The 26,980-nt window shown below is 73.9% G+C and carries 19 protein-coding genes and 3 pseudogenes; 13 read left to right on the top strand and 9 right to left on the bottom strand.

Annotated features, from left to right (window positions below; translation table 11 throughout):
- Positions 1-126: 126 nt before the first annotated feature.
- A complete protein-coding gene (locus tag AB0953_RS26355) occupies positions 127-2,139 on the bottom strand; it encodes a GAF domain-containing protein (RefSeq protein WP_366862041.1) in 2,013 nt (670 codons plus the stop codon).
- A 32-nt stretch (positions 2,140-2,171) separates the two neighbouring features.
- Positions 2,172-3,578: an MFS transporter gene (locus AB0953_RS26350; RefSeq protein WP_366862040.1), complete on the bottom strand. Its 1,407-nt coding sequence runs from the start codon at positions 3,576-3,578 to the stop codon at positions 2,172-2,174.
- A 462-nt stretch (positions 3,579-4,040) separates the two neighbouring features.
- Between AB0953_RS26350 and AB0953_RS26345 the strand changes: the two genes are divergently transcribed.
- The 5 genes from AB0953_RS26345 (at position 4,041) to AB0953_RS26325 (ending at position 10,867) form a co-directional block, all read left to right on the top strand.
- Positions 4,041-4,394: a hypothetical protein gene (locus AB0953_RS26345; protein ID WP_366862039.1), complete on the top strand. Its 354-nt coding sequence runs from the start codon at positions 4,041-4,043 to the stop codon at positions 4,392-4,394.
- 357 nt (positions 4,395-4,751) lie between these two features.
- Positions 4,752-5,729 carry a cytochrome c oxidase subunit II gene (locus AB0953_RS26340; protein ID WP_366862038.1) on the top strand — a complete coding sequence of 326 codons (978 nt, stop codon included), beginning with the start codon at positions 4,752-4,754 and terminating at the stop codon, positions 5,727-5,729.
- A 160-nt stretch (positions 5,730-5,889) separates the two neighbouring features.
- Positions 5,890-6,636: a ZIP family zinc transporter gene (locus AB0953_RS26335; RefSeq protein ID WP_366862037.1), complete on the top strand. Its 747-nt coding sequence runs from the start codon at positions 5,890-5,892 to the stop codon at positions 6,634-6,636.
- A gap of 158 nt (positions 6,637-6,794) precedes the next feature.
- A complete protein-coding gene (locus AB0953_RS26330) occupies positions 6,795-7,904 on the top strand; it encodes a glutamate--cysteine ligase (protein WP_366862036.1) in 1,110 nt (369 codons plus the stop codon).
- Between the two features lie 524 nt (positions 7,905-8,428).
- A complete protein-coding gene (locus tag AB0953_RS26325; protein ID WP_366862035.1) occupies positions 8,429-10,867 on the top strand; it encodes a SpoIIE family protein phosphatase in 2,439 nt (812 codons plus the stop codon).
- 35 nt (positions 10,868-10,902) lie between these two features.
- On the opposite strand, the gene AB0953_RS26320 is transcribed toward AB0953_RS26325, so the two are convergent.
- The 3 genes from AB0953_RS26320 to AB0953_RS26310 all read right to left on the bottom strand — a co-directional run bounded on the left by AB0953_RS26320 (position 10,903) and on the right by AB0953_RS26310 (position 15,632).
- On the bottom strand, positions 10,903-12,333 hold the full coding sequence (locus tag AB0953_RS26320; protein ID WP_366862034.1) for an amidohydrolase family protein: 1,431 nt from the start codon (positions 12,331-12,333) through the stop codon (positions 10,903-10,905).
- Positions 12,334-12,828: 495 nt separating this feature from the next.
- The gene (locus AB0953_RS26315; protein ID WP_366862033.1) at positions 12,829-14,424 is read right to left on the bottom strand and encodes a pyridine nucleotide-disulfide oxidoreductase; all 1,596 of its coding nucleotides are present in this window, start codon (positions 14,422-14,424) and stop codon (positions 12,829-12,831) included.
- A gap of 5 nt (positions 14,425-14,429) precedes the next feature.
- On the bottom strand, positions 14,430-15,632 hold the full coding sequence (locus AB0953_RS26310) for an MAB_1171c family putative transporter (RefSeq protein ID WP_366862032.1): 1,203 nt from the start codon (positions 15,630-15,632) through the stop codon (positions 14,430-14,432).
- Between the two features lie 364 nt (positions 15,633-15,996).
- On the opposite strand from AB0953_RS26310, the gene AB0953_RS26305 reads away from it, so the two are divergent.
- From AB0953_RS26305 to AB0953_RS26285, 5 genes and pseudogenes are all read left to right on the top strand, one after another.
- The gene (locus tag AB0953_RS26305; RefSeq protein ID WP_366862031.1) at positions 15,997-16,572 is read left to right on the top strand and encodes a MarR family transcriptional regulator; all 576 of its coding nucleotides are present in this window, start codon (positions 15,997-15,999) and stop codon (positions 16,570-16,572) included.
- Positions 16,569-17,033: a hypothetical protein gene (locus AB0953_RS26300; protein WP_366862030.1), complete on the top strand. Its 465-nt coding sequence runs from the start codon at positions 16,569-16,571 to the stop codon at positions 17,031-17,033. The genes AB0953_RS26305 and AB0953_RS26300 overlap by 4 nt, the downstream gene beginning before the upstream one ends.
- Positions 17,034-17,550: 517 nt before the next feature.
- Positions 17,551-18,990: a hypothetical protein gene (locus AB0953_RS26295; RefSeq protein ID WP_366862029.1), complete on the top strand. Its 1,440-nt coding sequence runs from the start codon at positions 17,551-17,553 to the stop codon at positions 18,988-18,990.
- Positions 18,991-19,252: 262 nt separating this feature from the next.
- Positions 19,253-20,752 carry a cellulose binding domain-containing protein gene (locus AB0953_RS26290; RefSeq protein ID WP_366862028.1) on the top strand — a complete coding sequence of 500 codons (1,500 nt, stop codon included), beginning with the start codon at positions 19,253-19,255 and terminating at the stop codon, positions 20,750-20,752.
- Positions 20,753-20,843: 91 nt separating this feature from the next.
- A pseudogene (locus AB0953_RS26285) lies at positions 20,844-20,959 on the top strand (IS5/IS1182 family transposase); the annotation flags it as partial.
- A 133-nt stretch (positions 20,960-21,092) separates the two neighbouring features.
- Here AB0953_RS26285 and AB0953_RS26280 read toward each other — a convergent pair.
- Positions 21,093-21,200, bottom strand: a pseudogene (locus AB0953_RS26280) (IS5/IS1182 family transposase); the annotation flags it as partial.
- 55 nt (positions 21,201-21,255) lie between these two features.
- Here AB0953_RS26280 and AB0953_RS26275 point away from each other — a divergent pair.
- Positions 21,256-21,516, top strand: coding sequence for a hypothetical protein (locus AB0953_RS26275; protein ID WP_366862027.1), 261 nt, complete (start codon positions 21,256-21,258; stop codon positions 21,514-21,516).
- 206 nt (positions 21,517-21,722) lie between these two features.
- Entirely contained in the window at positions 21,723-22,199 is a 477-nt protein-coding gene (locus AB0953_RS26270; protein WP_366862026.1) for a hypothetical protein, read from the top strand.
- Positions 22,200-22,514: 315 nt separating this feature from the next.
- On the opposite strand, the gene AB0953_RS26265 is transcribed toward AB0953_RS26270, so the two are convergent.
- Positions 22,515-23,267: a hypothetical protein gene (locus AB0953_RS26265; protein ID WP_366862025.1), complete on the bottom strand. Its 753-nt coding sequence runs from the start codon at positions 23,265-23,267 to the stop codon at positions 22,515-22,517.
- Positions 23,268-23,361: 94 nt separating this feature from the next.
- On the opposite strand from AB0953_RS26265, the pseudogene AB0953_RS26260 reads away from it, so the two are divergent.
- Positions 23,362-23,601, top strand: a pseudogene (locus AB0953_RS26260) (AAA family ATPase); the annotation flags it as partial.
- Between the two features lie 37 nt (positions 23,602-23,638).
- Here the strand turns inward: AB0953_RS26260 and AB0953_RS26255 are convergent.
- Positions 23,639-23,857, bottom strand: a complete 219-nt coding sequence (locus AB0953_RS26255; protein ID WP_366862149.1) for a hypothetical protein — start codon at positions 23,855-23,857, stop codon at positions 23,639-23,641.
- A 799-nt stretch (positions 23,858-24,656) separates the two neighbouring features.
- On the bottom strand, positions 24,657-26,501 hold the full coding sequence (locus tag AB0953_RS26250) for an ABC transporter ATP-binding protein (protein WP_366862024.1): 1,845 nt from the start codon (positions 26,499-26,501) through the stop codon (positions 24,657-24,659).
- Positions 26,502-26,980: the final 479 nt, after the last annotated feature.

Below are 26,980 nucleotides of genomic sequence, written 5' to 3'. Positions count from 1 at the left end.
GAGGACGACGCCGGAGCGCGTCGATTCCCTCTCAGGATCCCGCTCCGCTCTGGCGGTGTCGACCGGAGCCCGGGCCGCCGCGCGCGGGCGACCGAAGGCCGCCGTCTCCGTCCCGTCGGAGGGGTCTCAGCTCTGGCGAGGCCCGTCGGCGGCCGGCGGGAAGGCGCGGCCGGGGCGGGCCGGGCCCGCCCGCAGGATCCGCAGTGCGAGCTGGATCTCCAGGGCGCCCTCGGGCGTGTTCCAGTCCGCGCCCAGGATCCGCCCGATCCGGTCCAGGCGCTGCACCACCGTGTTGACGTGCACGTGGAGGACGTCCTTGGTGCGGGCCAGGCTCGCGCCCTCGGAGAAGTACGCCTCCAGGGTGCGCACCAGCTCCGTGCCGCGCCGCGCGTCGTACTCCAGGACCGGTCCCAGTACGCGGTCCACGTACGCGCCCACGTCCGCGCGGTCGCCGAGCAGCACTCCGAGGAACCCCAGGTCGGCCAGGCCGGCGCCGTGCCCGGTGCGGCCCAGGGCGTGCAGGGCCTCCAGGCAGCGCAGCGCCTGCGCGTAGACGCCCGGGAGCTCCTCGGGCCCCGCGGCCGGACCGGCGGACCCCGCGGTGACCGGAGCGCCCAGGGCCTGCCCGAGGTCGGCGGCCAGGCTGCGGGCGAGGGCGCCCGGGCTGCCCGCCGGGGCGAGGAGGACCACCCGCCCCTGGAACAGCCCGGCCAGGCCGTCGCGGGCGCGGGCGTGCCGGGCCGCCTCGGCCGCCAGCCGGGACCGCAGCGCGGCGTCGCAGTGCAGCACGACCAGGGCGTGCGGGCGGCCGAGGTCGACGCCGAGCTTGCGGGCCCGCAGCGTCTGGCTCCCGGTGTCGCGGATCCGGCCGGGCACCGGCGCGGCCAGCAGGTCGCCCAGCAGCTCCCCGCGGACCCGGTCCTCGGCGTGGGCGATGGACCGGCGCAGCAGGAGGAGCAGCGCCGTCACCAGCCCGGCCCGCTCGAACAGCCGCCGCTCGCTGTCGGACAGGTCGGGCCGCCCGCCGAGGGTGAGGCTGCCGAGGAGTTCGGGGCCGGCCAGGACCGCGCACACCCACACCCCGTCGACCGCCACGGCGCGCCCGCCGGCCCGCGAAGCGGCCAGCGCCCCGGCGGGCGGACCGCCCGCCGGCAGGTCCTGGACACCGGCCGGGCCCGGGTCGGCGGATCCGCTTCCCGATGCGACCCGGGCGAGCTCGGCCCCGTCGGCGTCGTGCACGGCCAGCCCGCCGCCGAGCAGTCCCGCCACCTCCCGCGCCACGTCCGCGACGTCCCCGCCGCGCAGCACCAGCCGGGTGAGGCGGTCGTGGGTCTCGGCCGCGAGCCGCAGCGCCTCGCTGCGGGCCCGCGCCGTCTCCGTCGCCACCCCCAGCTCGACCAGCGCGGCCCGGGTCTCCTCCAGCAGCCGGGCACTGTCGATGGCCACGGCAGCGTGGTCGGCGAGGGAGGCCAGCAGGGCCACCGCGTCCGGCGCGAAGTCCCGCACCGCCCGATCGGCCGCGTACAGCACCCCGATCACCCGGGTCCCGACCCGCAGCGGCACCCCGAGGATGCCCCGCAGCCCCTCCTCCCGCACCCCGTGGTCGATGGCCAGGGTGTGCCGGAAGCGGTCGTCCGTGCGGTAGTCGGCCGTCGCGTACGGGCGGGCCGTCTGGGCCACCAGCCCGCCGAGCCCTTCCCCCATGCCGAGGCGCAGCTGCTGGAAGGCCGCGGACACCGAGCCGTCGGTGACCCGCATGAACGTGTCGCCGGCAGCGGGGTCGTTGAGGGTCAGGTACGCCACGTCCGTGCCCAGCAGCATGCGCGCCCGGTGGACGATGGCCCGCAGCACCGCATCCGGATCGCGCAATGCGGCCAGGTCGCCCGCCGTGTCGAACAGGGCGGTCAGTTCGGCCTGGCGCCGCCGGTGCTGGTCCAGGGTGCGCCGGATGTCCAGCGCCACCTGGGCGGCCTCCTCCACCAGCGCCTGCTCGGCCGGCCCGGCGCCCGCCGCCCGCACCTGCTGTGCGAGCCCGGTGAACCGCTCGACCGGCGCCCCCTGGCGCAGCAGGCCGAGCAGTTCCCGCAGGGCGGCCGCCGCCGGGCCGGGCGCGGGGTCGGGGTCCTTCGCGGAGGTCATGGCGGCATTCTCCCGTGGCGGGCCGGGCCGGCTCAGGCCGGGTCGGGGGTGGTCGGTCCGGTCCTCCCGTACGCGGCCGGGTCGGCGGCGGCGCCCGCAGGCGTACGCGGCCCCGCCTGCGCGGCGGCCAGGTCGCGGCCCCTGGTCTCGCGGGCCACGGCCACGGTGACGGTGGTGACGACGGCAGCCGCGCACAGGTAGAGGGAGACGGGGACGGACGAGCCGTAGTCCTTGAGGAGTTCGACGGCGATGATCGGTGCGAGGGCGCCCGCGGCGATGGAGGCGAGCTGGGAGCCCAGCGAGGCACCGGAGTAGCGGACCTCGGTGTCGAACATCTCCGAGATGAAGGCGGCCTGCGGCCCGTACATGGCGCCGTGCAGCAGCAGCCCGGCGGTGACGGCCGCGGTGATGACGGCGAACGACTTCGAGTCGACGAGCGCGAAGAACGCGAACGCCCACCCGGCCATCCCCACCGAGCCGATCAGCGTCACCGGCCGCCGGCCGATCCGGTCCGAGAGCGCGCCCCAGGCGGGAATGGCGGCGAAGTGCAGGGCCGAGCCGATCAGGACGGCGTTCAGGGCGGTGCTCTTGGGAAGGCCGAGGTGGGTGGTGACGTAGACGAGCAGGAAGGAGGTGAGGACGTAGTAGGAGATGTTCTCGCCGAAGCGGGTGCCGATGGCGGTCAGCACCTGCCGCGGGCTGCGGCGCAGCACCTCGACCACCGGGGCCTTGCGCCCGGCGCCGCGTGCCGCGTCCGCCTCGGCCCTGGCCTGAGCGGCGAGGAAGACCGGGGATTCGGAGACGGTCAGGCGGATCCACAGGCCGACGATCACGAGGACGCCGGAGAGCAGGAAGGGCACGCGCCAGCCCCAGGCGAGGAACGCGGCGTCCGACTGCACGGCGGCCAGCAGCGCGAGCACGCCGGTGGCCAGCAGGTTCCCGCCGGGCGCACCGGACTGCGGCCAGGACGCCCAGAACCCGCGGTGCCGGTCGCCGCCGTGCTCCGACACGATCAGCACCGCGCCGCCCCACTCGCCGCCGAGCGCGAAGCCCTGCACCAGCCGCAGGACGGTCAGCAGCACGGGCGCGCCGACGCCGATGCTCGCGTACGTGGGCAGCAGCCCCATCGCGAACGTGGCCCCGCCCATCAGCAGCAGGCTCAGCACGAGCAGCTTCTTGCGCCCGACCCGGTCCCCGAAGTGGCCGAACACCACACCGCCCAGCGGCCGGGCCAGGAAGCCGATCGCGTACGTGATGAAGGCGATCAGAGTGCCCGTCAGGGGATCGGTGGAGGGGAAGAACAGCTTGTTGAACACCAGGGCGGCGGCGCTGCCGTACAGGAAGAAGTCGTACCACTCAATGGTGGTCCCGATGAGACTCGCGGCAACGATTCTCCGTATGCCGGACGGGCTCGTTCTGCTCGCTGCGGGGGAGACCATGTGCACCACTTCCAGGGGTCTGCGGGGACGTCGGTGTCGCCACAACGTAGAAGTCCGCAGGTCAGCGGGATATGTGGCAGACCATCACAATCGCAGGCCATCTTGTGTGCGCCGCCCCCACATAACCCTCGATGGCTGCCTCCCGCCCCCGGAACCACCCCCTCCGTATCTTCTCGCGGCTGCACGGCATCACGAGCTGCCGGCTGATCGACATGTCCGTCATGGGTGAACTGACCTGCTCAGAGGGCTGCCTGGCCCGCGCGCAGCGTGCTCTCGCCGCAGCCCTCTGGCATGACACGGACACTCCCATCGCCGGGCCGTACTACGTCCGCGGCTGTGTTCCCGAGCAGGAGGATCCTGCGGTGATCGTCGCGCTGTGGACCGGCCCGAGCGCGCGGGAGAAGAGGAACCTGGTCCGGCGGACGGAGACATCCCTGGAGAGAGGACCGAGGGCAGAGGGCGATGAGTGTGACGGAGAGTTGGTTGCGTGTGATGACTCTTGTTCGGGAGCACGCGCCGGCCGATCACGCAGATCTGCCAGGGCCCGCTACGGGGCAGATGCTCGCGGCAGCCGAGGAACGGATGGGGATCTGCCTGCATGGGGACCTGCGGACGTGGCTGTTGCAGAACAATCTGGATCTGCCACATGTGCGGGACGGGCGCGTCGGCAGGTGGTTCGTGGGTGACCCCACCGTCACGGGCGAGTACGAATCGATGGCCCAGTATTTCGACTCCGTGGCGGAGACGCTGACGAGGATGGCCGACGGGAGCTCACCGGTCTGTCGGTTCACCGAAGGTCGACTTGTCTGGTCGTGAGACGGCTCCCCACTGGATGACGGCAGTTGCCAACGTAGAAGTCCCCAGTACGCGGCATATGTGGCGGGTCATCACAAGCACCGGCCGTCCCGCGTGCCGCCGATCACCATACGGCGGGCGGTTCGGTGTCCGTCAGGAGCGCCATCGAAGGCCTCCGGCCTGCCGGGCCCCCCTCGGGCGCCGCTGGGCCGAACGGGTGGGATGCGGCGCGTCGCCGCTCGTCCGCGGGGCCGGTGTGCCGCGCACGTCCCCACAATGGTCGCTGCGCTGCGGTTGGCGGGGCCGTCCGGAGGGTGGGATCCCGCCTGCCCGCCGCGGCCCTGCCGCAGCACGTCCGTACCTTTCGGGAGGCACTACGTGAATGGCAAGGGCTGGATCCGCGACGCACGACGGGGCTCGACGCGGCGGAGAGCGGGGCAGACGCTCCTGGCGGCCCTCGTCCTGTCGACCGTTTCCGGCTGCGAGTACACGTGGCAGGACTTCCCGCGTCTGGGGATGCCCTACCCGGCCACGGAGGAAGCACCCAGGATCCTGTCCCTGTGGCAGGGCTCCTGGGCGGCGGCGCTCGTCGTCGGGCTGCTCGTGTGGGGGCTGATCCTCTGGGCCGTGCTCTTCCACCGGCGCACCAGGACCAAGGTCGAGATCCCTCCGCAGACCCGGTACAACATGCCCATCGAGGCCCTGTACACCGTGGTCCCGCTGATCATCGTCTCGGTCCTCTTCTACTTCACCGCCCGTGACGAGGCGAAGCTCCTGAGCCTTTCCGCCAAGCCCGCCCACACCATCAACGTGGTCGGCTTCCAGTGGAGCTGGGGCTTCAACTACATCGAGGACGTGGACGGCAGCGCCGGCACCGGCGACGCGAAGGCCGCCCCCGCCCTGAGGGTGATCCCGGCCCGGTACAGCGCTGCCTTCCCGCCGGGTGCGGAGGGCGTCTACGACGTCGGCATCCCCGGCTCGCGCAACCTGCAGACGGGCAACCCCGGTCCCACGCTCTGGCTTCCGAAGGGGGAGAAGGTCCGCTTCGTCCTGACCTCCCGGGACGTCATCCACTCCTTCTGGGTGCTGCCGTTCCTGATGAAACAGGACGTGTTTCCCGGGCACAACGTCAACGTCTTCGAGGTGACGCCCAGCGAGGAGGGCACCTTCAGGGGCAAGTGCGCGGAGCTGTGCGGCGTCGACCACTCCCGCATGCTCTTCAACGCCAAGGTCGTCTCGCCGGAGCGGTACCGGATGCACCTCGCGGCCCTTGCCGCCGCCGGACATCGCGGCTTCATCCCCGCCGGCGTCAACATCCCCGAACCGGTCAAGAACAACGAACCGCGCAAGCTCTGACGGCGCGGCGGCCCTCCGCCCCACGGGGGAGGCCCCTTCACCGCGTACAACGCCCGTGGCGCGGCGGCCGTCCGGCCCGCGCATGACGCACCGGACGCGTCGCACCGGCGCGTGCGGGTATACGCGACCGGCGGTGAAGGCGAGCTGTGAGGAGGGTTCCGTGGGAGCGTTGGCGGCCGGGTGCTGGGGTCTGCTGGCCGGGAGCGCGCTGCTGGTCGGCGCCGTCCTCGGCTCGTTCTTCCGCGTGCCCGCACGGTGGGTGGCCCTGGTGATGGCCTTCGGCAGCGGCGTGCTGATCTCCGCGGTGTCCTTCGACCTGATGGGGGAGGCGTACGAGCAGGGCGGCCTCGCCCCCTCGGCCCTGGGGGCGGTGGCGGGGGCGGGCGTGTACTCGCTGGCGAACGCGCTGCTCGCCGCGCGCGGCGCCCGCCACCGCAAGAGGTCGGGCGGCCAGCAGCCGTCCGAGGGCGACCAGCCGGGCTCGGGCACGGCGATCGCCCTGGGGGCGCTGCTCGACGGCGTGCCGGAGTCGGTGGTCATCGGCACCGGCCTGCTGGGCGGCGGCAGCGTCGGGACGGCCACGGTGGCGGCGGTGTTCCTCAGCAACCTCCCCGAGGGAATGGCGAGCGCCGCGGGCATGCAGCGGGCGGGGCGCAGCCGGGGGTACGTCTTCACCCTGTGGGCGGCGATCGCGGTGATCTCGGGGCTGGCGGCGCTGGCCGGCTACACGCTGCTCGGGGGCGCCTCCGACACCGTGATGGCGGCGATCACGGCGGTGGCGGCGGGAGCGATCCTGGCCATGATCGCGGACACGATGATCCCGGAGGCGTTCGAGAACGCCCACCTCCTCTCCGGCCTCACCACCGTCCTCGGCTTCCTCACCGCCTTCGCCCTGTCGCACGCCTGACCCGCGCCCGGGACCCGGCCGTCCCCGCGGCGGACAGGCCCGCCCCGTGGTGCCTTCGGGGGACCGGGGTCGACCGGCCGTGCATGACGGGCCCGCTTCGGGGCAGAGCCAGACGTGCGAGGGAACCATGAGGCACGAGTGAGGGAAGACGGGACGGTATGCGAAGCGTCGGTGTGGAAGAAGAACTGCTCCTGGTCGACTCGGAGACCGGCGAGCCGGCGGCATCGGCGGGGGCGGTCCTGGCCTCCGCCCTGCTGTCCGGGGGCCGGGCCGCCGGGGCGGACGGGGAGATCCCCCTGGAGAAGGAGCTCCAGCAGGAGCAGGTCGAATTCGCGACGCGGCCGGTGACCCGGATGGGCGAGCTCGACGAGGAGATCCGCCGGTGGCGGGCCGAGGCCTCCAGGCACGCCGCGGCGGCCGGCGTACGGGTGGCGGCGCTCGCCACCTGTCCGCTGGAGGTGGAGCCGACGTTGAGCGTCGGCGAGCGCTACCAGTGGATCTCCCGGCAGTTCGGCCTGCCGGCCCAGGAGCAGCTGACCTGCGGCTGCCACGTGCACGTGTCGGTCGACTCCGACGAGGAGGGCGTGGCCGTCCTGGACCGGATCCGGCCGTGGCTGTCCGTGCTGACCGCGCTGAGCGCCAACTCCCCGTTCTGGCAGGGTGCGGACACCCGCTACGGCAGCTACCGCAGCAGGGTCTGGAACCGCTGGCCGTCCGCCGGCCCGGTCAATCCCTTCGGATCGGCGCAGGCGTACCACGAGCGGGTACGGGCCATGGTCGACAGCGGCGTGCTGCGCGACAAGGGCATGATCTACTTCGACGCGAGGCTGGCGGAACGCTACCCCACCGTCGAGATCCGCGTGGCGGACGTCTGCCTGGACGCCTCGACCACCGTCCTGGTGGCCGCCCTGGTGCGCGGCCTGGTGGACACGGCCGCGCGGGCCTGGCAGGAGGGCCGGCCCCCCTCCCACGTCGACACGAGCCTGCTCCGGCTGGCCGCCTGGCGCGCCGCCCGGTCGGGGATCGACGGCGGGCTGGTCCACCCCGCCACCTTGCGGGAGGACTCCTGCGAGGCGGTCGCGTGGGCGCTGTACGACCACGTACGCGACGCCCTGGACGAGAACGGCGACTCCGACCGCGTCAAGGCCGGCCTGGAGGAGCTCCTGCGCCGCGGCAACGGCGCCCGCATCCAGCGGGAGCTGCTGCGCACCACCGGCGACCTCGCCGCCGTGGTCTCCCGCTGCGCCCGGCTGACCACGGGGGAGTGACGGCGCCGCGCCGGCCGCAAGATCGATGACCGCGGGGTTGTCGATCGGTGCACGAAGTCTGCGTTGATCGCGCGGGGGCCCGGAGGAGTCTGTTGCCTGCCGGGGACGGGTCACGCCCCCACCGCTCGGGCCCGGCGCACCCGGCCGTCGGCGGCGGGAGTGGGACAGACGTGAGGGACGCACTCACCCTCGCCCGGTCCTGAGCCCGGGCGCGGCTCGGGACCGGGCCGCGCACGCCACCCGGACGAGACGAGACGTCTCGGCCGGGCCCGTTCGCCGCACCGGCGCGCCGCCCCCGGGCATCGGCCCGGCTCCGCCACCCCGAGAAACCAGTTCCACCTCGGCCCCCCGTGCCCCCTCCCGACGCCCCCGAGGTCGTCGAGCGGCTGGAGTACGGGTGGATCATCCTTTCGGGCTGGGGAACCGGCGGGCCTGGCGTGTTCCGACTCGCCCGGACCGTCCCGGGCGCCACAGCATGGAGGGAGAGCGGTCGGCGGAGGCCTCGGAAGGAGGCGACACGGACAGTGACCGGTCAACGCTTTGCGTTCTGCGGCGCCGAGCTCGCCGCCGTCTACGTGGTCGCCGACCAGGGCAGGGAGCTCCACCTGGCCGAGCTGACCGGGAACCGCCGCGTCCTCTACGGGCTGCCCGCGATCCTCGCCGTGGCCGGACACTCGCCCGCCGCCAACGCCTTCCGCTCCGGCAGGCCGCTGTGGCTCACCCCCAGGGAGCTCGCGACCTTCATCGAGGAGGACCCCCACCACTTCCCCACCCGGGTCCCGGGCCGGAACGGCGGCCCCGACCCGCCGGCCACCATCTCGCTGGGCGCGCTGCCCCTGGGGCACGGCGAGCAGGAGCTCGGGTGCCTGGTCGTCGCCGGGAAGGTCGGGGACGGCTTCAGCGCCGACGACCGCAGCCTCCTGGAGCTCTACGCCGACCAGGTGGCCGCCGGACTCGAATCCGTCGCCGCCCGCTTCGCCGGGCGCAAGTCCCCGCAGGCGCACCTGGGCCAGTCCCTGGTGCCCCACCAGGGCGGCGCGTTCATCCTGGAACTGGCCACCGGGCGGATGGAGGCCCACGCGCACGTGCTGGAGCTGCTCGGTCTGCCCCCCGAGCAGTTCGACGGGCAGGTGGAGACCCTGCTCGCCTGCGCCGTCCCGGACGACATGCCCGCCCTGATGGCGATCGTGGAGCCGGACCGGCTGACCGCCGACGGGCAGCAGCTGGCGTTCCGCATCCGCCGCCCGAACGGCGAGCTGCGCTGGCTCGGACTGCGCTGCCGCGTGGAGGTGGACCCCGACGGCACGCCGCAGCGCGTCCTGGGCGTGGTGGCCGATGCCACCTACCTGCGCCCCAGCGCCGACGAGGTCTCCCTCGTGCAGCGGCTGTCGGCCACGCTGGCGGGTGCGGCCACCATCCGGGAGGTCAGCCGGCTCGCGGTCGCCGCCCTGCGCGAGCCGCTGGGGGCCGCCCGGGTCGCGGTCGGCGAACTGGAGCCCGACCGGCTCATCATCACCGCCCTCGACCCTCCGGAGCCCGATGCCTGGCCCGAGGTCTGGCGCTCGGAATGGCGCTCCGAGTGGCCCGACGCGTCGCTGAGCGACCTCCCCACCCTGCAGAGCGCGCTGCGCGGGGGGCACATGAGCCTGTGGCCGCCGGACGCGGACCTCGAGCCCGGTCTGCTCGGCGTCGGGCCCGGCGGTCTCGCGGTGCTGCCGCTGCCCGCCGAGGGCCGGATGGTCGGGGTCTGCCTGGTGGGCTGGGAGGCGGAGCACCGGTTCGGACCGGAGGAGCGGTCGCTGCTGACCGCGGCCGCGGGGCTGGTGGGGCAGGCCCTGGTCCGCGCCCACGCGCTGGACGCGGGCCACGAACTCGCCACCATGCTCCAGCGCAGCCTGCTGCCCCGCAAGCTCCCGGAGCTGCCGGGCGGAGTCGCCGTCGCGCGCTACCTGCCCGCGACGGCGGGCCTGGAGGTCGGCGGCGACTGGTACGACGTCATTCCGCTCGGCGAGGGCCACGTGGCGTTCGTCATCGGGGACGTCCAGGGGCACAGCGCCGGGGCCGCCACCATCATGGGACAGATGCGCACGGCGGTCAGGGCTTACGCGGTGGAGGGCCACCCGCCCGACGTGGTGGTCGCACGGGCCAACCGCCTGCTCGTCGGCATGGAGACCGACCTCTTCGCCACCTGCGGCTATGTGGACCTCGACATGGAGGAGGGCATCGCCAGGGTCGTACGGGCCGGCCACCTGCCGCCGGTACTGCGCCGGCCCGACGGCGCCACCGGGGAGGTGGCGGTCGAGGGCGGCCCGCCCCTCGGCGTACTCCCGGATGCCGAATTCCCGATGACCGAGGTGGGGCTGACCCCGGGAAGCCTGCTCGTGCTCCTGACGGACGGCCTGGTCGAGTCCGCCCGGCTGCCGCTGGACGAGGGCATGCGGCGGGTGTGCGAGGTGCTCGCCGCGGCCGACCCCGGCGATGCCGGAGCGGCCGCCGACGAGTTGGTCCTCGCCGTCGGCCGCCGCGACGACGACGTGGCGTTGCTGATCCTGCGCTACGACGGCACGCGCAGCCGGCCGATGCGGAGCCACTGGACGGTGTGGCGGCTGCCCAACGCGGTCCTGCACGCCCGCAGGTACACCGCGCGCACCCTGCGCTCCTGGGGAGTGGAGGAGGAGCTCGACACGGCCCTGCTGGTCGTGTCCGAGCTGGTCACCAACGCCGTCGCCCACACGCAGGGCGAGGTGGGGATGGATCTCACCCTGTCGGCGGACCGGCTGCGCATCGCGGTGAACGACGCGTCGCCGCGCAGCCCGGTCAGGCCGGTCTCGGTGAGCTGGGAGTCGACCGGGGGCCGCGGGCTGCTCATCGTCGAGGCGGTGACGACGGCCTGGGGCTCGGTGCCGCTCAGCGGCGGCAAGCAGGTGTGGGCCGAGCTGCCCTGCCGCCGCGCGCGCGGCTGACGCACCGGGCGGGGCCCGCTGCGCCGGGCACCCGTTCATCCGGCCGCGCGCAGGCGGGCGGCGGCGGCCTCGGCCTCCCGTACGACCCGGTCCGTGTCGATGCCGACCAGCCGGCCGCCGAGCTTCAGGGCCCGCCCGTCCACGAACACGGCGTCGACGTTCTCGGGTCTTCCGTTGAAGACGATCTGGCCGATCCAGTCGAAGCGCGGTGCGAAGTTCAGGGCGGCCGGGTCGACCACCACGACGTCGGCCCGTTTGCCGGGGGTCAGGGAGCCCACCCGGTCCGCGAGGCCGAGGACCTCGGCGCCCCCGAGCGTGGCCATCCGCAGGACGTCGTGCACCTGCGGGAACACCCCCGCCTCGCTCGTGCGGGCGCGTTGCAGGCCGATGGCCGCCTTCATCAGCGCATGGAAGTCCGAGCTGTCGTTCGTACCGCCGTCGAGGCCCAGCCCGACCTTGACGCCCCTGCGGCCGAGCTCGGACAGCCGCATGATGCCGGAGGCCAGCCGCATGTTGCTGAGCGGGCAGTGGGCCATCCGCACGTCGTGGTCCGCGGCGGCGGCGATCTCCGCGTCCGTCAGGTGGATCGCATGGTTGACCAGGAGCCGCGGACCGAGCGCGCCGATGTCCGCGAGGACCCCGAAGGGATCGTCGGCGCGCTGCTCGGGCCGTTCCAGGACATGGGAGTTGAGCATGACGCCCAGGTCCTGGGCGGTCTCCCAGTGGGCCCGGTTGTGGGACTCGACGGCCCGCGCCGCATGGGTGGCGACCTGGAAGGAAGCGAGCGGCACCGGGTCGACGAGCTCCCTCTTCACCTTCGCGACCAGCGGCGAGCCGGGCGCCGGCGGGAACATGGCGTACGTGAACCGCACCCCCGTTTCGGCCAGGGCGCGCACGTAGCTCTCGACGAGGTCGTACGAGAAGATGTCGACCCAGTCCACCAGAGTGGTCACGCCCGACTGGACGGCGTCCAGGGCGGCGAGCCGGACGAAGCTGTGGACGGCCGCGGGCGTCAGGCGGCCGCGCCGGGGGTCGGTACACCCCTGGAACCAGCCGAACAGGTCCCGGTCGGTACACCCGCCGCGGATCACCGCCTGCCAGAGGTGGTTGTGGGTGTCGACGAACCCGGGCATGACCAGCTTGCCCGAGGCGTCCACCACCCGGGCGCCGGAGGGGGTCGCAAGCGCCGTGCCGACGGCGGCGATCGCGCCGTCCTGCATCAGGACGTCGGCGTGTTCGAGGGCGCCGAGCGGACCGCTGCCGAGGGCGGGATCCATGGTGAGCACCAGGGAGGCTCTGCGGAGCAGGACCGTCCGGCTGCCCGGGGCGTACGGGCGGGAGGGCTGCGCGCCCCGGGCGGGGCGGGGAGTGGCGCCGAGGAGGAGCGGGGCGGCGGCGGCCAGGCCGAGGCCGGCGAGGAGATCGCGGCGGGTGGGGGCGGACGGCGGAACGGGGACCGACTGCATGGCGTGTTACCTCCCGAGGCTCAGAACGGAAGGCCCGCCCGGGCGGACGCTGGGACGGAAGCGTCGAGCGGAGGCGGGAGACTACACGCAGCATTCCCGGCGAACGCCCCTTCGATAGACGTCGGTGGAAAAGTTTTTCCGCTCCAAGCGCCTGCGCCGGCCGGCCCTGCCGTTCCCGACGCCCCGTCACCCCGGCGGGCGAAGACGGACGCAGGGCCCGGCCGTGCCGGCGCGAGGGCCCGCCCGCGGTGGAGGTGACCGGGGCTGGAGCGCGCGGAGCCGGTCGGCGAAGATGACAGCGTCCCGACCGAGGCAGGCAGGAGCGTTCCCGCCGATGTCCGGCCGGGGCGGAGGATCGCTCGCCGCCGGTGCCTCACAGGTCGTCACCCTGGGGGCCGGACGGAGCAGCAGCCCCCGAACGGCCGGTTCACGATCGGCTTCTCCGGCAACGGCGGCAGCGGCGAGGTGACCGTCACCTGCGCCTGACGAGCGGCGTCAGCGGTGGCGGGCTTCCGGCAGGGGTGCGCGGGAGAGGACCTCCGCGACCGCCGGCGGCAGGGGCGGGCCGCTCAGCCGGGGCTGCCCCGGCCCCGTCACCGCGGCCCACACCACGCGCGGCCCGAAGAGGGTGCCGGCGCCGGAGCGCAGCGTCATGACCTCGGTGAGTGCGGTGGTGGCGGTGTGGTTGCCGGTGGCGGTGTGGATCAGCCGGTTGATGTACCGCTGCGCGAGGCCGTCGAGCGCCCCGGGGGACTTGCCCGTGCAGCCGGGGAAGTGGAGGTCGCCCCCGCTCGCCAGCAGCCACGCGGCGGCGGCCGGGCGGGCCAGTGCGCGCTGGGCGCGGCGGGTGAAGGCGGGGGAGTCGATCCTCCCGGCGGCCCTCGCCGCGGTGCCGCGCACCGCGAGGGCGCCCTGGGCCGCCACCGAGAGGCCGTGCCCGTACACCGGGTTGAGCGCGCAGGCGGCGTCGCCGAGCACGAGGAAGCCGGCCGGCAGCGGCATCTTCTCGTAGCGGAACCGGCGGTTGGCCGTGGACCGCGTCAGCACCACGTCGGAGAGGGGCTCGGCCCGGGCGATCAGGTCGGCTACCAGGGGGCTGCGCAGCCCGCGGGCGAACGGCTCGAAGTCCTCGTTCCTGCCCGTCGGGTTGCCCCCGCGGCTCCCGCAGACGCTGACCAGCCACTCGTCGTTCTCGACGGGCAGAACCGTCCCGAACCGGCCCGGCCCGCCCAGCCGGGCATCGGCCTGCACGGTCACCACGGGCCAATCCCGGGTCGGGGCGGGCGCCTTGTAGCGGCGGGTGGCGTAGGCGACGCCCGGATCGACGGTCTCGGACGCCGCGGGCGGCAGCCCGAGCGCGGCGAGCCAGTGCGGGGCGCGCGAGCCGCGCCCGGTGGCGTCGACGACCACGCAGGCCGGGACCTCGGTGTCCGTGCCGTCGTCGTGCCGGATCCGGGCGCCGGTCACCCGGGACGCGCTGCCGAGCAGGGCGGTGGGCCGGGCGCCGCACAGGAAGCGGACGTTCGGGTGGGCGGCCAGGAGCCGGGAGCGGACTCCGGCGTCGAGGAGCGGCCGGCTCGCGGCGATGAGGTAGTGGGACTCCGGCCACAGCCGGTACCAGCCGCCGGGGGACAGGGCGACCATCGCCGCCGGTACGGGCACCCGGTTGGCCCCGGCGCCCAGCCATGCGGCGGTGGTTCCCGGCAGGAGGGCCTCGATGGCGTCGGCGCCGCCGGACCACAGCATGTGGGCGTGTTGCGCCTGGGGGAGTCCGCGGCGCGTGGCGCGGGTGCGGCGCCCGTCGTCGTCGGTGCGGCGCTCCCCGTCTCCGGTGCGGTGCTTCCCGTCTCCGGTGCGGTTCTCCTCGTCGCCCGTGCGGTCCGCGGGGTCCGCGGGGTCCGGGGGGTCCGGGAGGCCGGCGGAGTCCGGGGCGTCGCGCTCCACGACCAGTACGTCCTGCGCGTACGGGGCCAGCGCGGCGGCGGCCAGCAGCCCGGCCGGTCCTGCGCCCAGCACCAGGACGGTCCGCGGACCGGGAGCGGGGCCCCGGCGACGGGAGGCGGCCGGACCGGCAAGGGGGTTCGCAGGCATGCGTGTCAACCGTTTCCGGAGCGGTATCCGGCACCGAGCGGGCCGCGCGGCGCGTCGAGCCGGGCGAAGTGGGCGCCGAGTCGGCCGAACCACTCGTGGCCGGCCCCGCCGAGGTCCGGGCGGACGTGCGGCACGGTGCGGGCCGCGGGGTCCCCGCCGGTGTCGCGCCGCTGCCGGTCCTGCCGGGCCCTCAGGGCCGCCCGCACCATGCGGGCGTCGGCCGCGACGTCCACCTCGTGCGCGGCGCAGCCGGAGGCCGCCGCCTGCTGCTCCCACCGCGGGCGGTGTGCCGGGTCGATGTACGGGGAGAGGTCGTGGATGCCGTCGGCGACCTGCGTGGCCCGCTGGACGGCGCGCAGCTCGATCCCGGACCACCAGGGCAGCCGGACCGTGCAGGACCGCGCCTCGGGGTGGGCGTACAGGGCCCGCCACAGGGGATACATACGGCGGTAGGACCGCCACGCCAGCCAGGTCTCCTCCAGCCGCGGCCCGACCAGCGGCATGAGGAAGCCGCAGGTGCCGAGACCCGCCCCGATGCTGCCGGCGGGCGGGGCGGCGCTGGTGCTGAGCACGTCCAGGTCCGCGCCCAGCCAGCGGGCGGCGACCGCGACGGCCTTCAGCACGCCGAAGGCGAGGTTGAAGGCGAACCCGGTGACCAGGGTGCGCAGCCCGTACCGGACCCAGCCCGAGGAGACCTCGGACGCCCACCGCCAGCAGGTGACGCTGACGACCACGGCGGTCGCGGTGTGCGCCAGCAGGTACACCACGATCATCTCGCGGACGTAGGGCGTGTTGGCGTAGTACGTGTCGAAGTCGCGCCGGCGCTCCACGGGTGCGTCGCCGAGCGCGAAGAGGGCGGCCAGGACCGCGGCGGCCGCGACGGTTCCCAGGATCCAGCCGCGCACGTGCCGGCGCACCGTGTCGGCCGGACCGCCGCGCCAGTGGATGACGAGGACGAGCGAGGAGCAGGAGAACCCGAGGACGATGCAGTAGACGAGCACCGCGCTGAAGTTCGGCACCCCCGTCGCGCGGTTGACGCGGGCGACGACGGGCGGCGCCGCGAAGAACCAACCGGTGGCCCCCATCGCGATGAGCGCGCAGACCGACCGCACCATGGGCGAGCGCCAGCCCCGTACGAGCGCAGGCAGACGCGCCGCCAGGGCGAGGCCCATGGCGGTGGCCGGTATGAAGTAGTCCCCTCCGCGCATCAGCAGCCGCCACGCCACCCGCGGTTCGGGCGGGATTCCCCGGTCGCACGTCCTGTTTTGGACAGGGGGACTTCGGGTGCGTCCATGGTCTCGGCCAGGCCCCCGTGCCCGTCTCTCAAAGACCCTCCAGGCGTGTGCGAAGGGGTGTGTCTCGGGTCGGGACATGCCGACGACCTGCGGGGCAACTAGATCACGGAATGGATCGCCGATGCAATCAATCGGTGGCCGATGCAAGGGCCTTGGGGCTGCCGCACCGGCGCGCAGCGGGCCGGTTCGCACTGGTTCGCACGAAATTCCTGCGCGTGCGTTTGGCTGAAAACCTCCGGCCTTGACGCACGGCCACAAGATCGCGTACTAGTTCATTATGAAGCAGGTAAACAATTTTCCGCAGGGGCTGGCCCACGATGCCGGCGGGCTCCTGTACGACCCCCAAGTCCGTGCATCGATGACCGAGTTCGCCGCCGACGGCGACACGCGGCGGCTGGAGGCGGCCGCCGCCGCACGCGCCGCCCACAAGGCCGTCGAACGGCTCCGCTCCCACGGCTCGGAGGGCCGCGGCCTCAGCGCCGGGGCCCTGGACGTCCTGGTCAGGCTCCGCACCGTCGGCGAGGCCGGGGCGAACCCGGGCGAGCTGGCCCGGGCCGCCGGCATGACCCCGCGCAACGCCACGGGGCTCGTCGACACCCTGGAGAAGGAGGGCCTCGTCCGCCGGGACCCCGACCCGGCCGACCGCCGGTCCGTCCTCGCGCGCATCACGCCCGCCGGCCTGGCCTGGCTCGAGGCGTTCCGCGCGCCCACCGAGCGCGCCATGGCCGCGGTGTTCCACGGCTTCACCGACACCGAGCTCGACCAGCTCCGCCACCTGTGCCTGCGGCTCGTGGAGAACCAGCAGCGCATCGCAGCCCACCTCGCCGCAACCGAAGGAAACCCCACCGCATGACCGCGCCCACGACCGGGCCCATGGCCGGGCCCACAAACGGCCCCACGTCCACGGCGACGCCCTCGCCCGCGCCCCCGCCGAACGCCCGCGCCGTGGTACGGGCCTACCACGAGGCCCGCTTCCGCGGCGACGTGTCCGCAGCCGCGGAGACACTGGCCGACCGCTTCCGCTTCAGCAGCCCGCTCATGGCCTCCGACGGCGCCCGGGAGCACCTCGCGGGGCTGGAGGCCTTCCTGCAGATCGTCACCGGCGTCGACCTGGTCAGCGAGCTGTACGCGGACACCGAGGCGACCCTGGTGTACGACGTCCACACCGCCGTCCCGGCGATCGGCATCCAGCGCACCGCCGAGCACTTCCGCCTGACCGCGGACGGCCGGATCGACAGCATCCGCCTGATCTTCGACGCCACCCCCTGGCACGCCGTCATGCAGGCCGCGGCCGCGGCCGCGGCCGCGCACTGACATCGGGGGCCGCGCCGGGCGGCCGGGCCGCGCCGGGCCGGGCCGCGCCGGCGGGCGCGGGGCGACGCGGCGCCGGTGTCGCGGTCCGGGCGGGCCTGCCGCCGCCCGCGTCCGGTACACCGTGCAGGCGCTTGCTTCCGGCCGTGCGTCCGGCCGGTCGACCGCCTCCGACCGCCTCGGCGCCCAGGCCGGATGCCCGCTCGCACCGTCGCCCGGTTCCTCGAATGACCCGCCCGCCGCGACCGGCTCCTGCCCCGTCCCGTCTGCGTGGGGACGCGCCAAGGACCCCTTCCGGCAGGCGAGTTGCCGACCGGGTCAACCGGTCCAAGGGTCAACTACCCCTGTTCGAAATCACCTTCGCGCAGTCGGCCCGTTACGGGTGGTTGTGGGCAGCGGTGGCTGGATTTCCCCGGTCTCCCCCGGTGACGTACCGGAACCCCCTTCTGCGCCTGGCATGATCGGCCTTCGCGTTACCCGTCGGTAGCGCCACTTCCCCCCAACTGAAGGTTTTATGCACGTGCGCATGCTCGCCAGACGCCTCCTCCTTCCCGGAATCACCACGCTGGCGCTCGCCGCCACCGGCTGCTCGTCCACGACGCACACCGGGGCCGCGGAGCCCGCCGCCCCCGCCGCGCTCGCACCCGCCGCCGACGGCACGCAGCAGCTCGAGGTGGCCGCCGCCCCGCAGGACGGGCCGGCGTCGACGGAGGTGGCCCGCGTCGGTACCGGCAAGGGCGGTCCCGAGAAGTCCTCGCTCAAGGTCGCCTCGTACGACCCGGCGAGCGGCCGGGCCGTCATAGCCAAGGCCTCCCCGGCCCCCGCCTCCACCGCCCCTTCGGCTCGCTCGTCCGCTTCACCCACGCCGGGCAAGCCGGCGTCGCCGTCGGCGTCCGCCTCGGCATCCGCGGACAAGCCCGTCGCCGTCGGCGACGTCATCGCCAGCGCGCCGGCCCCCGGCGCCCCCAACGGCCTCCTGGCGAAGGTCACCGAGGTCGTCGGCCAGAACGACCGCGGCACCGAAGTCAAGACCGCGGCCACGCCCCTGTCCTCCGTCCTGAAGGACGACAAGGCCAACGGCAAGGTCCCCGTCGACCCGGCGTCCGTCACCGTCGAGCCCCTGATGAAGGGCGTCACCTTCTCCTGGGCCAAGAGCCAGGGCCTGCGCTTCGGCCCCGAGGGCGCCAAGCTGCCCCTCGGCAACCTCCGGCTCGACGTGAACGCGCCCATCGAGACCGCCCCGGACGCGCCCGTCTCGGCCGGCGCCTCCGTCTCCGGCTTCGTCCAGCTCGCCCCCACCGTGGAGTTCGCCTACGACGGATCCGGCGGCTCCGGCCCGCGCTCGGCCTTCCTCGGCATGAGCGGCGACTGGTCCTCGCAGTGGAGCCTCAAGGGCCACGCCGCCGCGACCACCGGCTCCCCGAAGCGGCTGCCGTTCGCGAAGCTGCACAGCGCCCCGGTCATCCAGGTGGGCCCGGTCCCGGTCGTCGTCAACCTCGACCTGACCTGCTACGTGCAGGTGGAGGCCGACGGCCGCGTCACCCTCGAGGTCTCGCAGGACGTCAAGGGCGACTTCCGCGTCGGCGGCAGCTACGCCACGGGCAAGGGCTGGACCCCGGTCAGCACCTCGGCCGTGCAGAGCTCGCCGGTGAAGGCGAGCGTCACCGCCACCGGCCGCGTCAAGGGCGCCATCGGAGCCGAGGCCTCCGTCGGCCTGTACGGGGCCGTCGGCGTCAGCGCGGACTTCGCCCCCTACGTGCGCGGCGAGGCGGACGCCAAGGCAACCGCCTCCACCGACGGCAAGACCTCGGTCAGCGGTGCGTGGGCCGTCTACGGCGGCTTCGACCTGAGCGGCAACCTGCACCTGCAGCTCTCCCTCTTCGGCACTCCGGTCTTCGAGCGCCGCATCCCGCTCGGCTCCCTGAACCGCGAATGGCCCCTGGCGAGCGGCAAGGTCTGACCCCGGAGGCCCAGGCTGCCCCGCCCCCTTCCCCCCACCCCCGCCCCCGCCCCTGCCGGCACCGAGCCGGCCGCCGGCGGGGGCGGGGCCGTTTCCGGGCGGGGCGACGCGGGCGCGCCCGCGTTAACCCTCCCCGATGCCTTCCTTAAGCGGGCCTCAAGATCCGGGCCCGACGCCTTGAACCGCCGTTTTGTCCGGTTCCGGATCGCTAGCGTGCTGCCCCGTCCCCCCATCCCCGCACCGATGAGGCAGGCAGTCACCCATGTCCCGCACCTCCCACCGCCGCAAGGCCACCGGTCCGGCCAAGGCAGCCGGCGCTCTCGCCCTCGCGGCCGCCGTCGGCGGCATCGCGGTCACGCTCACCGGCACCGCCCAGGCCGCCTCCCTGGGCGCCTCCTTCACCAAGTCCAGCAGCTGGAACACCGGTTACACCGGCCAGTACGTCATCACCAACAACAGCGACAAGCCGCTGGCCGACTGGACGCTGGAGTTCGACCTCCCCGCCGGGACCGCCCTGTCCTCGCTGTGGAACGGCGAGCAGACCGTCAGCGGCAGCCACGTCACCGTCAAGCCGCCCCGCTGGGCCACGACCGGACTGGCCGCCGGCGCCTCCACCACCGTCGGCTTCGTCACCTCCGCGACGCAGGGCGCGCCGGGCAACCCCACCGGCTGCCTCATCAACAAGGAGAAGTGCTCGGCCGGTTCCGGACCCACCCCGCAGCCCACCGGCCGCCCGACCACCGCGCCCACGGCCGCGCCCACCCCCACGGCGTCCACCGCGCCGACCGCCACGGCCGCACCGACCACGCCCGCGCCCAAGCCCACCGCAACCGCGACGGCAACCAAGCCCCCGGGCGGCGGCACCACGCAGGCCGCGCCGTTCGCCCCGTACGTGGACACCTCCCTCTACCCGGCCTACGACCTGCTCGCCACCGCCGACCGGACCGGGGTCAAGGAGTTCAACCTGGCCTTCATCACCTCCGGCGGCGGCTGCGAACCCCGGTGGGGCGGCATCACCGCCCTCGGCGACGACCGCGTCGCGTCCCAGATCGCGGCCCTGCGCGCCAAGGGCGGCGACGTCCGCGTGTCCTTCGGCGGCGCCGCCGGCTCCGAACTGGCTCTGGCCTGCTCCTCTGCGGCCGACCTCGCGGCCGCGTACGGCAAGGTCGTCGACGCGTACGGGCTCACCAAGGCCGACTTCGACATCGAGGGCGCGGCCCTGCCCGACACCGCCGCCAACACCCGCCGCGCCCAGGCGATCGCACAGCTCCAGCAGAAGCACCCCGGGCTGAAGGTGTCCTTCACCCTTCCTGTCATGCCGGAGGGCCTGACTCAGCCGGGGATCGACCTCCTCGCCAACGCCAAGCGCAACGGCGTGGCCGTCTCCGCGGTCAACGTGATGGCCATGGACTACGGCCCGGCGTACAGCGGCGACATGGGCGGCTACGCGATCCAGGCCGCCACCGCCACCCAGGCGCAGATCAAGGGGGTCCTCGGGCTCTCCGACGCGGCCGCGTGGAAGACGGTGGCGGTGACCCCGATGATCGGCGTGAACGACGTGGCGAGCGAGATATTCACGGTGGAGGACGCCACGCAGCTGGCGGGCTTCGCCCGGACGAAGGGCCTGGCCTGGCTCTCCATGTGGTCGGCGGCCCGCGACCAGCAGTGCCCCGGCGGCGCCAAGAACTCCGCGGACGCCACCTGCTCCTCCATCCTCCAAAGCCCGTCGGCCTTCACGAAGGCCTTCGCCTCCCGCGGCTAGCGCGTGTCGCCTTTGGTGGGTTGACCAGTTGATCGCATGTTCCCGTGGACCAGTGATCAACCACAGCACGGGGGATCGGATTGCGCCGCTGATGCCGGCCGATCCGATCCTCGGTCGGCGGTGGGCCTACCACCGCCGCCAACTCCCCCTGGCCGGAACCCGCGCCACAAACTCGGCTCGTTTCGGACTGCCCACAAACGGCTGATCCTCGCCGTCGTTCCTGTGCAACACGGTCGAGCGCTGCATCAACAGGCTCAAACAACGGCGCGGCCTGCCTGGCCCCCCCTCGCGGCGATGCGGGATGACGAGTCCGGCTCCTGGGTGGCCGCCGTCTGCGATGGTGATCCCGGGTGGGCGCCAGGGTGCCGTCCACGATGAGCACGGTGTCCTTGGCGACCCGCTTGCGGGTCTGAAGCGCCGGCATCGGTCGGAGGTGGTCAATGATGCGGTCTGTCGCCCGGATGGATTCGGCATGCCTCACACCTGTGGCTACGGAAGCCGAGGTGGGAAAGCTGTTGCACCAGCGCGGCTGGCGGACGGTATTCACGGTCGCTGAGAGAGTGAACGCATGGGCCACGCTGGTGGGCGCCATCGAACGCGGGTACAGCGAGGCCATCTACGAGTACACCCACGACCTCTACTGCCGAGACTGGCTGCACTTGGCGTGGCTCCTGCTGGACGACCGCATTGTCCAGCTCTGGACCCCGCAGATCAAGCTCTGGACGACCGGTACAGGGCCGCCACCATCGACGACGACGGAATAGCGCTCGACCAGCTTCACAGGATCCCCGGCCCCAACCTGTGGTGGTGGCGGCGCTCCCGCATCCTCACCGGAGATCTCGGGCGTTCGCTTCGCTCGGCCGGTGCCATCGGTGCCGCCCGGACACAGTCTGACCCTCAGCCTCGCGTCCTTACGGGACAACTCTCAGGTGAGAGCTTCTTTCTAAAACGAGGTCAGTATCCTACTGTCATGCTGGACGACGATGCCCTGTACAGGGGAGTATTCAAGCTAGCAATCGACCGTTCCTTCTTCGGTATTCAAGAGGACAGGCTCGACAGTGAGCTTTCATCTCCTGCCTGGCTTGAACTCGAGATTGACGAAGTCCCGGTTCGCGTTGCTCGCGGTGCTGTCCGCATCGTGAGCCTCGTCGGAACCCACCGGCCGTTGGTCGCCATTGAAATTCGAAAGAAGAGACCGGAGACGCCTTCGGGCTTCAAGCAGATCGGTCGCGGGTGCTATCTGACATATAGCGGTAAGGCGACGCTCTATACGCTTGATGGGCCCCACGGGTCTTTTTCCTTGGCGCCGAACAGCGAGTATGAGTTCATTGTGTGGCGCAAGGGGCAAGAGGCTGCGCCTGAGCGGCATGACGACCTTCTCGGGCGAGTGTATCCGATAGAAGGGCTCGAGGAATATTTGATCCAGTTTATCGAGCAATGGATTTGAGGGCCGATGGCTCGCGGAGTGCTGCCGCATTGGACGGCCTACCCGGCGGGGCGAGATGGTGTTCGACCCGTGCGCGGCGCGCAGATCTTCAGCCCGCTTCCAAGCCGAGGTTCGGGCAGATCTCAGAGACTGAATGTGAGCGGCGCGACAGGATTGCGCGGGGGCGACACAGAGGGGCATGCAGCACGCGCGCTGGCAGGTGACCGCGCTGCGCCGCGAAGATGCGGATCCGGCCCGATCCCTGGTGCGACGTGGGACCGAATCACGCCGTTGATGCCGGCTGATCCGGTCCGAGGGCGGCGGGGCGGGCGGGGGTCAGGGGGTCGTCTCGTAGCGGGCCACGCGGGCCGAGACGGCCTTCAGCAAGGGGTCGAGGCGCTCGACCAGGCGCTGGTAGTCCCGGGTGCCGCCGTCGGACCACTGGCCGAGGCCCACCACCATGGCCCGGCCCTGACCCGTGAACGACTGCACCATGCCGCTGTCCGGCGGGAGGGTGCGCAGGCCCGAGCCCGGCGGCGGGGCCTGCGCACCCACCTCGTAGTCGTCGAAGGCCGCGCCCAGCCGGGTCACCAGGTGCACGGTGTCCAGCGGGTCCTTCATCGTGAACACGGCCAGGTTGAACTGGTTGCCGCGGTCGTCCTTGTAGAGCGCGACCTGCTCGCCGACGCACCCCTTGCTCCGGGCGATGTGGCCCGCGAGGACCGGTCCGACCGAGTCGGGCTCGACGCAGGACTTCAGCACGGCGGCCCCGACCTTGGTGAAGGAGCCGCCGGCGCCGTCCGGAACCTGCGCCGGGAACGCGTCGGACAGGGCGATCATGGGGCGGTCGGACGGCTTGGCGGCGGCGGCCGCGGCGGGTGCCGGCGAAGACGTCGACGGCGCCGCCGCCGTTGCGGAAGCGGATGCGGAAGCCGCCGCGGGGCGTCCGGCCCCGCCGTCCTTCGCGGACGGCTCGGCCGTCGGCTTGAGGACGTAGAAGACGACCGCCGCGACGATCAGGCCCAGGGCGATGGTCAGGATCCGCGCGGGCCGGCGCGCCGGCCCGGGAGGCGTTGTTGCTGTGCTCACTTCAACACCCTAGTGATCACTTCCGGCTTTCCGGCAACGTCCCGGTCACGGGGTCATTACGGCTGGGCCGTGACGTCCGGTTGGGTTGGGACGTGTGCTGAGGGGGAGATCAGCCGAACTGGCGTCGCTGGACCGGGTGTTGTCCCAGGCGCGTGACGGTCGCGGCGCGGCACTGGTGGTATGGGGCGAGGTGGGCGCCGGGAAGAGCGCCCTGCCGGAGTCGGCGGCCTCGTCCGCACCGGCCGCCGGGGCCCGCCTGCTGCGGGGCGCCGGAGTCGAGTCCGAGGCGGCGCTGCCGTACGCCGGACTCCAGGTGGTGCTGCGCGAGGTACTGGGGCTTGCCGGCCCGGCTCCCCGCGCGGCAGGCCGAGTCACTGCGCGCAGCGGCCGATCCGGCCGCCGGCGCGGGCGGGGCAGTGGGCGGGGCAGTGGGCGGGGCAGTGGGCGGGGCAGTGGGCAGCGGTGCCGGCGTACCCGGAGCGGACGGCGACCGGTTCCTCGTGGGCGCCGCCACGCTCACGCTCCTCGGTGAACCGGCCGGGGACCGGCCCGTGGTGGTGCCGGCCGACGACGCGCACTGGCTCGACCACGACTCGGGCCGAAGCGCTCGTCTTCGCCGCCCGCCGGCTCGGAGCCGAACGGGTGGCCCTCGTCTTCGCGGCCCGGACCGGTTCCGGCCCGGCCGTGTTCGGCGGCCCCGGACTGCCCGTACTGCCGCTGGAACCGCCGTACTGCCCGCCTCCTGGCGCGTGCAGCGGATCTTCGACGACCGGATCAGGGAGCTGCCCGCGCCCGGGCCCTGTTGACGGTCGCCGCGGCGGAGGACACCGGCGCCCTCGCCCTGATCGTGTGCGCGCAAGCGGGAATGGGGGCCGCCGCCGCGGACCTCGCCCCGGCGGAGGAGGCCGGGCTGACCGGGCTGGCCGGTGGCCGGGTGGTGTTCCGGCACCCGCTCGTACGGGCCGCCGTGTACCAGGGGGCCGGGATGTCCCGGCGGACGGCCGCGCACCGGGCGCTGGCGGAGGCGCTGCTGCCGGCGGGCGGGGACGGGGGCGCGGGCGGCGGTGAGGGCGACGGCGCGCCCCGTGCCTTCCCGGGCGGCGGTCCGCCGCCGCCGAAGCGGAGGCCGAAGCGGAGGCCGAGGCGGAGGTGGAGGCCGGGGCTCGGGGCGTTCCCCGTGCCGGCACCGCCGCCGACGGGGATCGGGCCGGCCGGCGGGCCTGGCATCTCGCCGCGGCCGCCGCCGGCCACGACGAGGACGTCGCCGACGCACTGGAGCACCTGCGGCACCCGGTACGTCGAGTGGATCGACTACCGTGCCGCCGCAGCCATGGCGACGGGGCGGAGCGCGGGGAGCCCGGGCTCCGCCCCCCTTGCCGGTCGGCGGGGTCAGCGGTCCGTGGAGAGGCGGACCAGTTCGGCGAAGGAGCCGTCCAGGCGGAGCAGTTCCTCGTACGTGCCCTGTTCGGCGATGCGGCCGCCGTCCAGGACGATGATGCGGTCGGCGAGGCGGCAGTTCTCCATGCGGTGCGTGACGATCAGGGTGATGCGGTCCTCCTTCATGTCCCGCAGCCCCGAGAAGACCATGTGCTCGCCCCGCGGGTCCATCGCGGACGTCGGCTCGTCCATGACCAGCAGCGCCGGCCGGCGGTGGAAGGCGCGGGCGCACGCGATGCGCTGCCACTGGCCGCCGGACGGCTCGTGGCCGCCCCACAGCGACCGGGCCAGAAGCGTGTCCAGGCCGCCGGGGAAGGCGGCGACCGCGTCCTTCATGCCGACCGCGGCCAGGGCGTCCCACACCGCGTCCTCGCCGCGCGGGTCCGGCCGGCCCAGGGTGATGTTCTCGCGTGCGGAGAAGGGCCAGTACCCGTACGACTGGGTGACGAGCCCGACGTGCTCCCAGCCCGTGCGCTGGTCGGCCTCGGACGTCGGCACGCCGTTCCAGGTCACCGTGCCGGCCGTCGGCGCCGTCAGCCCGGTCAGCAGGCGGACGAACGTGGACTTGCCCGCCCCGTTCTCGCCGACCAGGGCGACGACCTCGCCGCGGTGCAGGGTGAGGTCGACGGGACCGAGCGCCGGGGTCTCCTTGCCCGGGTAGGTGTACGTGGCCCCCTCCAGCCGGATGTTCCGCGGGGCGTCGAGCGCCTGCGGCCCGCGCGGCCCCGACTGCTCGGCGGCCTGCGCGATGAAGGCGGCGTAGTCCCCGAGGTACAGGGCGTGCTGGAACATGGCCGCCCCGTAGACCACCAGTTGCGACAGCGCGGCGGTGGAGGTCCGCATGGCGACGATGGCGGTGCCGGCCGCGCCGACGGCCATGTACCCGTACACCACCAGCGCACCGAGGGACATCCACGTCACCACGGTGAACAGCCCCGAGACGACGGCGGCGACCAGGTACACGGCCAGGTAGCGCGGGGCGGAGCTCACCATCCGGGAGTCGATGCGGGCGCAGACCGCGGCGTACCAGTGGTGGGCGTACGCCCGCATGCCGTTGCCGCGCAGCTCGTCGGCCAGCTTCGGGGTGGTGAGGTGCCAGCGCATCATGTGGCGGATGTTGCGCGAGGCGATGGTCTCGTTGTGCAGGCGGTAGTCCAGGCGGGCGGCGAAGACCGAGCCCAGGCCGCGCGGCACGACCGACAGCAGGAGGAGCGGCAGCAGTACCGGGTGGACGACGGACAGCACCGACGCCACCGCGAGCATGTCGATCAGGCCGCCCGTCAAGCCGAGCGCGTCCTGCATCAGCATCGAGGAGCGGGCGGAGCCGGTCTCGGCCGCCTCCGAGCGCTCGCTGAAGTCGGGGGCGTCGTACGCGGACAGCTCGACGTCCATGTGGGCGTCGACCATGGCCAGGTCGGCGGTCGTGGACATCCCGGGGGTCAGGCGGCGGGCCGCGCTCCCGGAGGCGATGGAGGACAGCGCCCCGAGGGCCGTCATGGCGGCCGCGGCCGCCAGGGGCCACGCGGCACCGGAGAGCCGCTGCTCGACGGAGCCGCCGGCCAGCAGCGGGCCCATGGCCCGGGAGACCGCGGCCAGGGCGGCCGCGGTGCAGATCCCGCCGAGGACCTGGGCGCCGACGAGCCAGGCGAAGGCGGTGCGGTTCACCGCCCAGGCCAGGCGGGCGGTTTGGGCCAGGGCCGCCGGCACCCGGCGGGCCATCTGCCGGAGCGAGAGCCGCTCCATGGCCTGGTTGTGCTGCCCCCAGGTGAACGTGATCTCCGCCGGTGCGGGCAGCACCGGCGGAGCGGGGGGTGCGGGGGGTGCGGGGGGCGTGGGCTGTGCGGGCCGTCCGGGCTGTGCGGGTACTGCGGATGTTGCGGCGCCGGGTTCCGGTTTCCTGCCGGCCTGCTTCCGGTACATGTCGCCTCTCCTCCAACTCGCCGATGAGGGAAGCCGGTTCACCCGTGGACGACGGCATCGCGAGGTAGCCCTTCCCCCGGCGTCGGGGGAGGGCGGCTGCTGTCACGGGGGAACCGGGAGGAGCGAGTAGAGCGCAGCCCGGAGGGCGGAGCAGCGGGATCCGGCCGACCTGCCCGCGCCGACACCACCGGCGGCCCGGCGGCCGTCGTCGGACGCCGCCTGCGTTGCCGGGCTCCCGCGCCGGGCAGGTTGGCCGGAACCGGCCGCCGGAAGGGGGCGCCCACCGGAAAGGCCTTGCGCGGCCCGCGCCGGGCCGCGCCCGCCCGCGCCGGGCCGCGCCCGCCCGCGCCGGGCCG

This window comes from Streptomyces sp. NPDC046866, from assembly GCF_040704625.1.
Classification (GTDB): Bacteria; Actinomycetota; Actinomycetes; order Streptomycetales; family Streptomycetaceae; genus Streptomyces.
The sequence above is the reverse complement of the archived record's forward strand: the minus strand, read 5'-3'. Positions and strand labels throughout refer to the sequence as shown.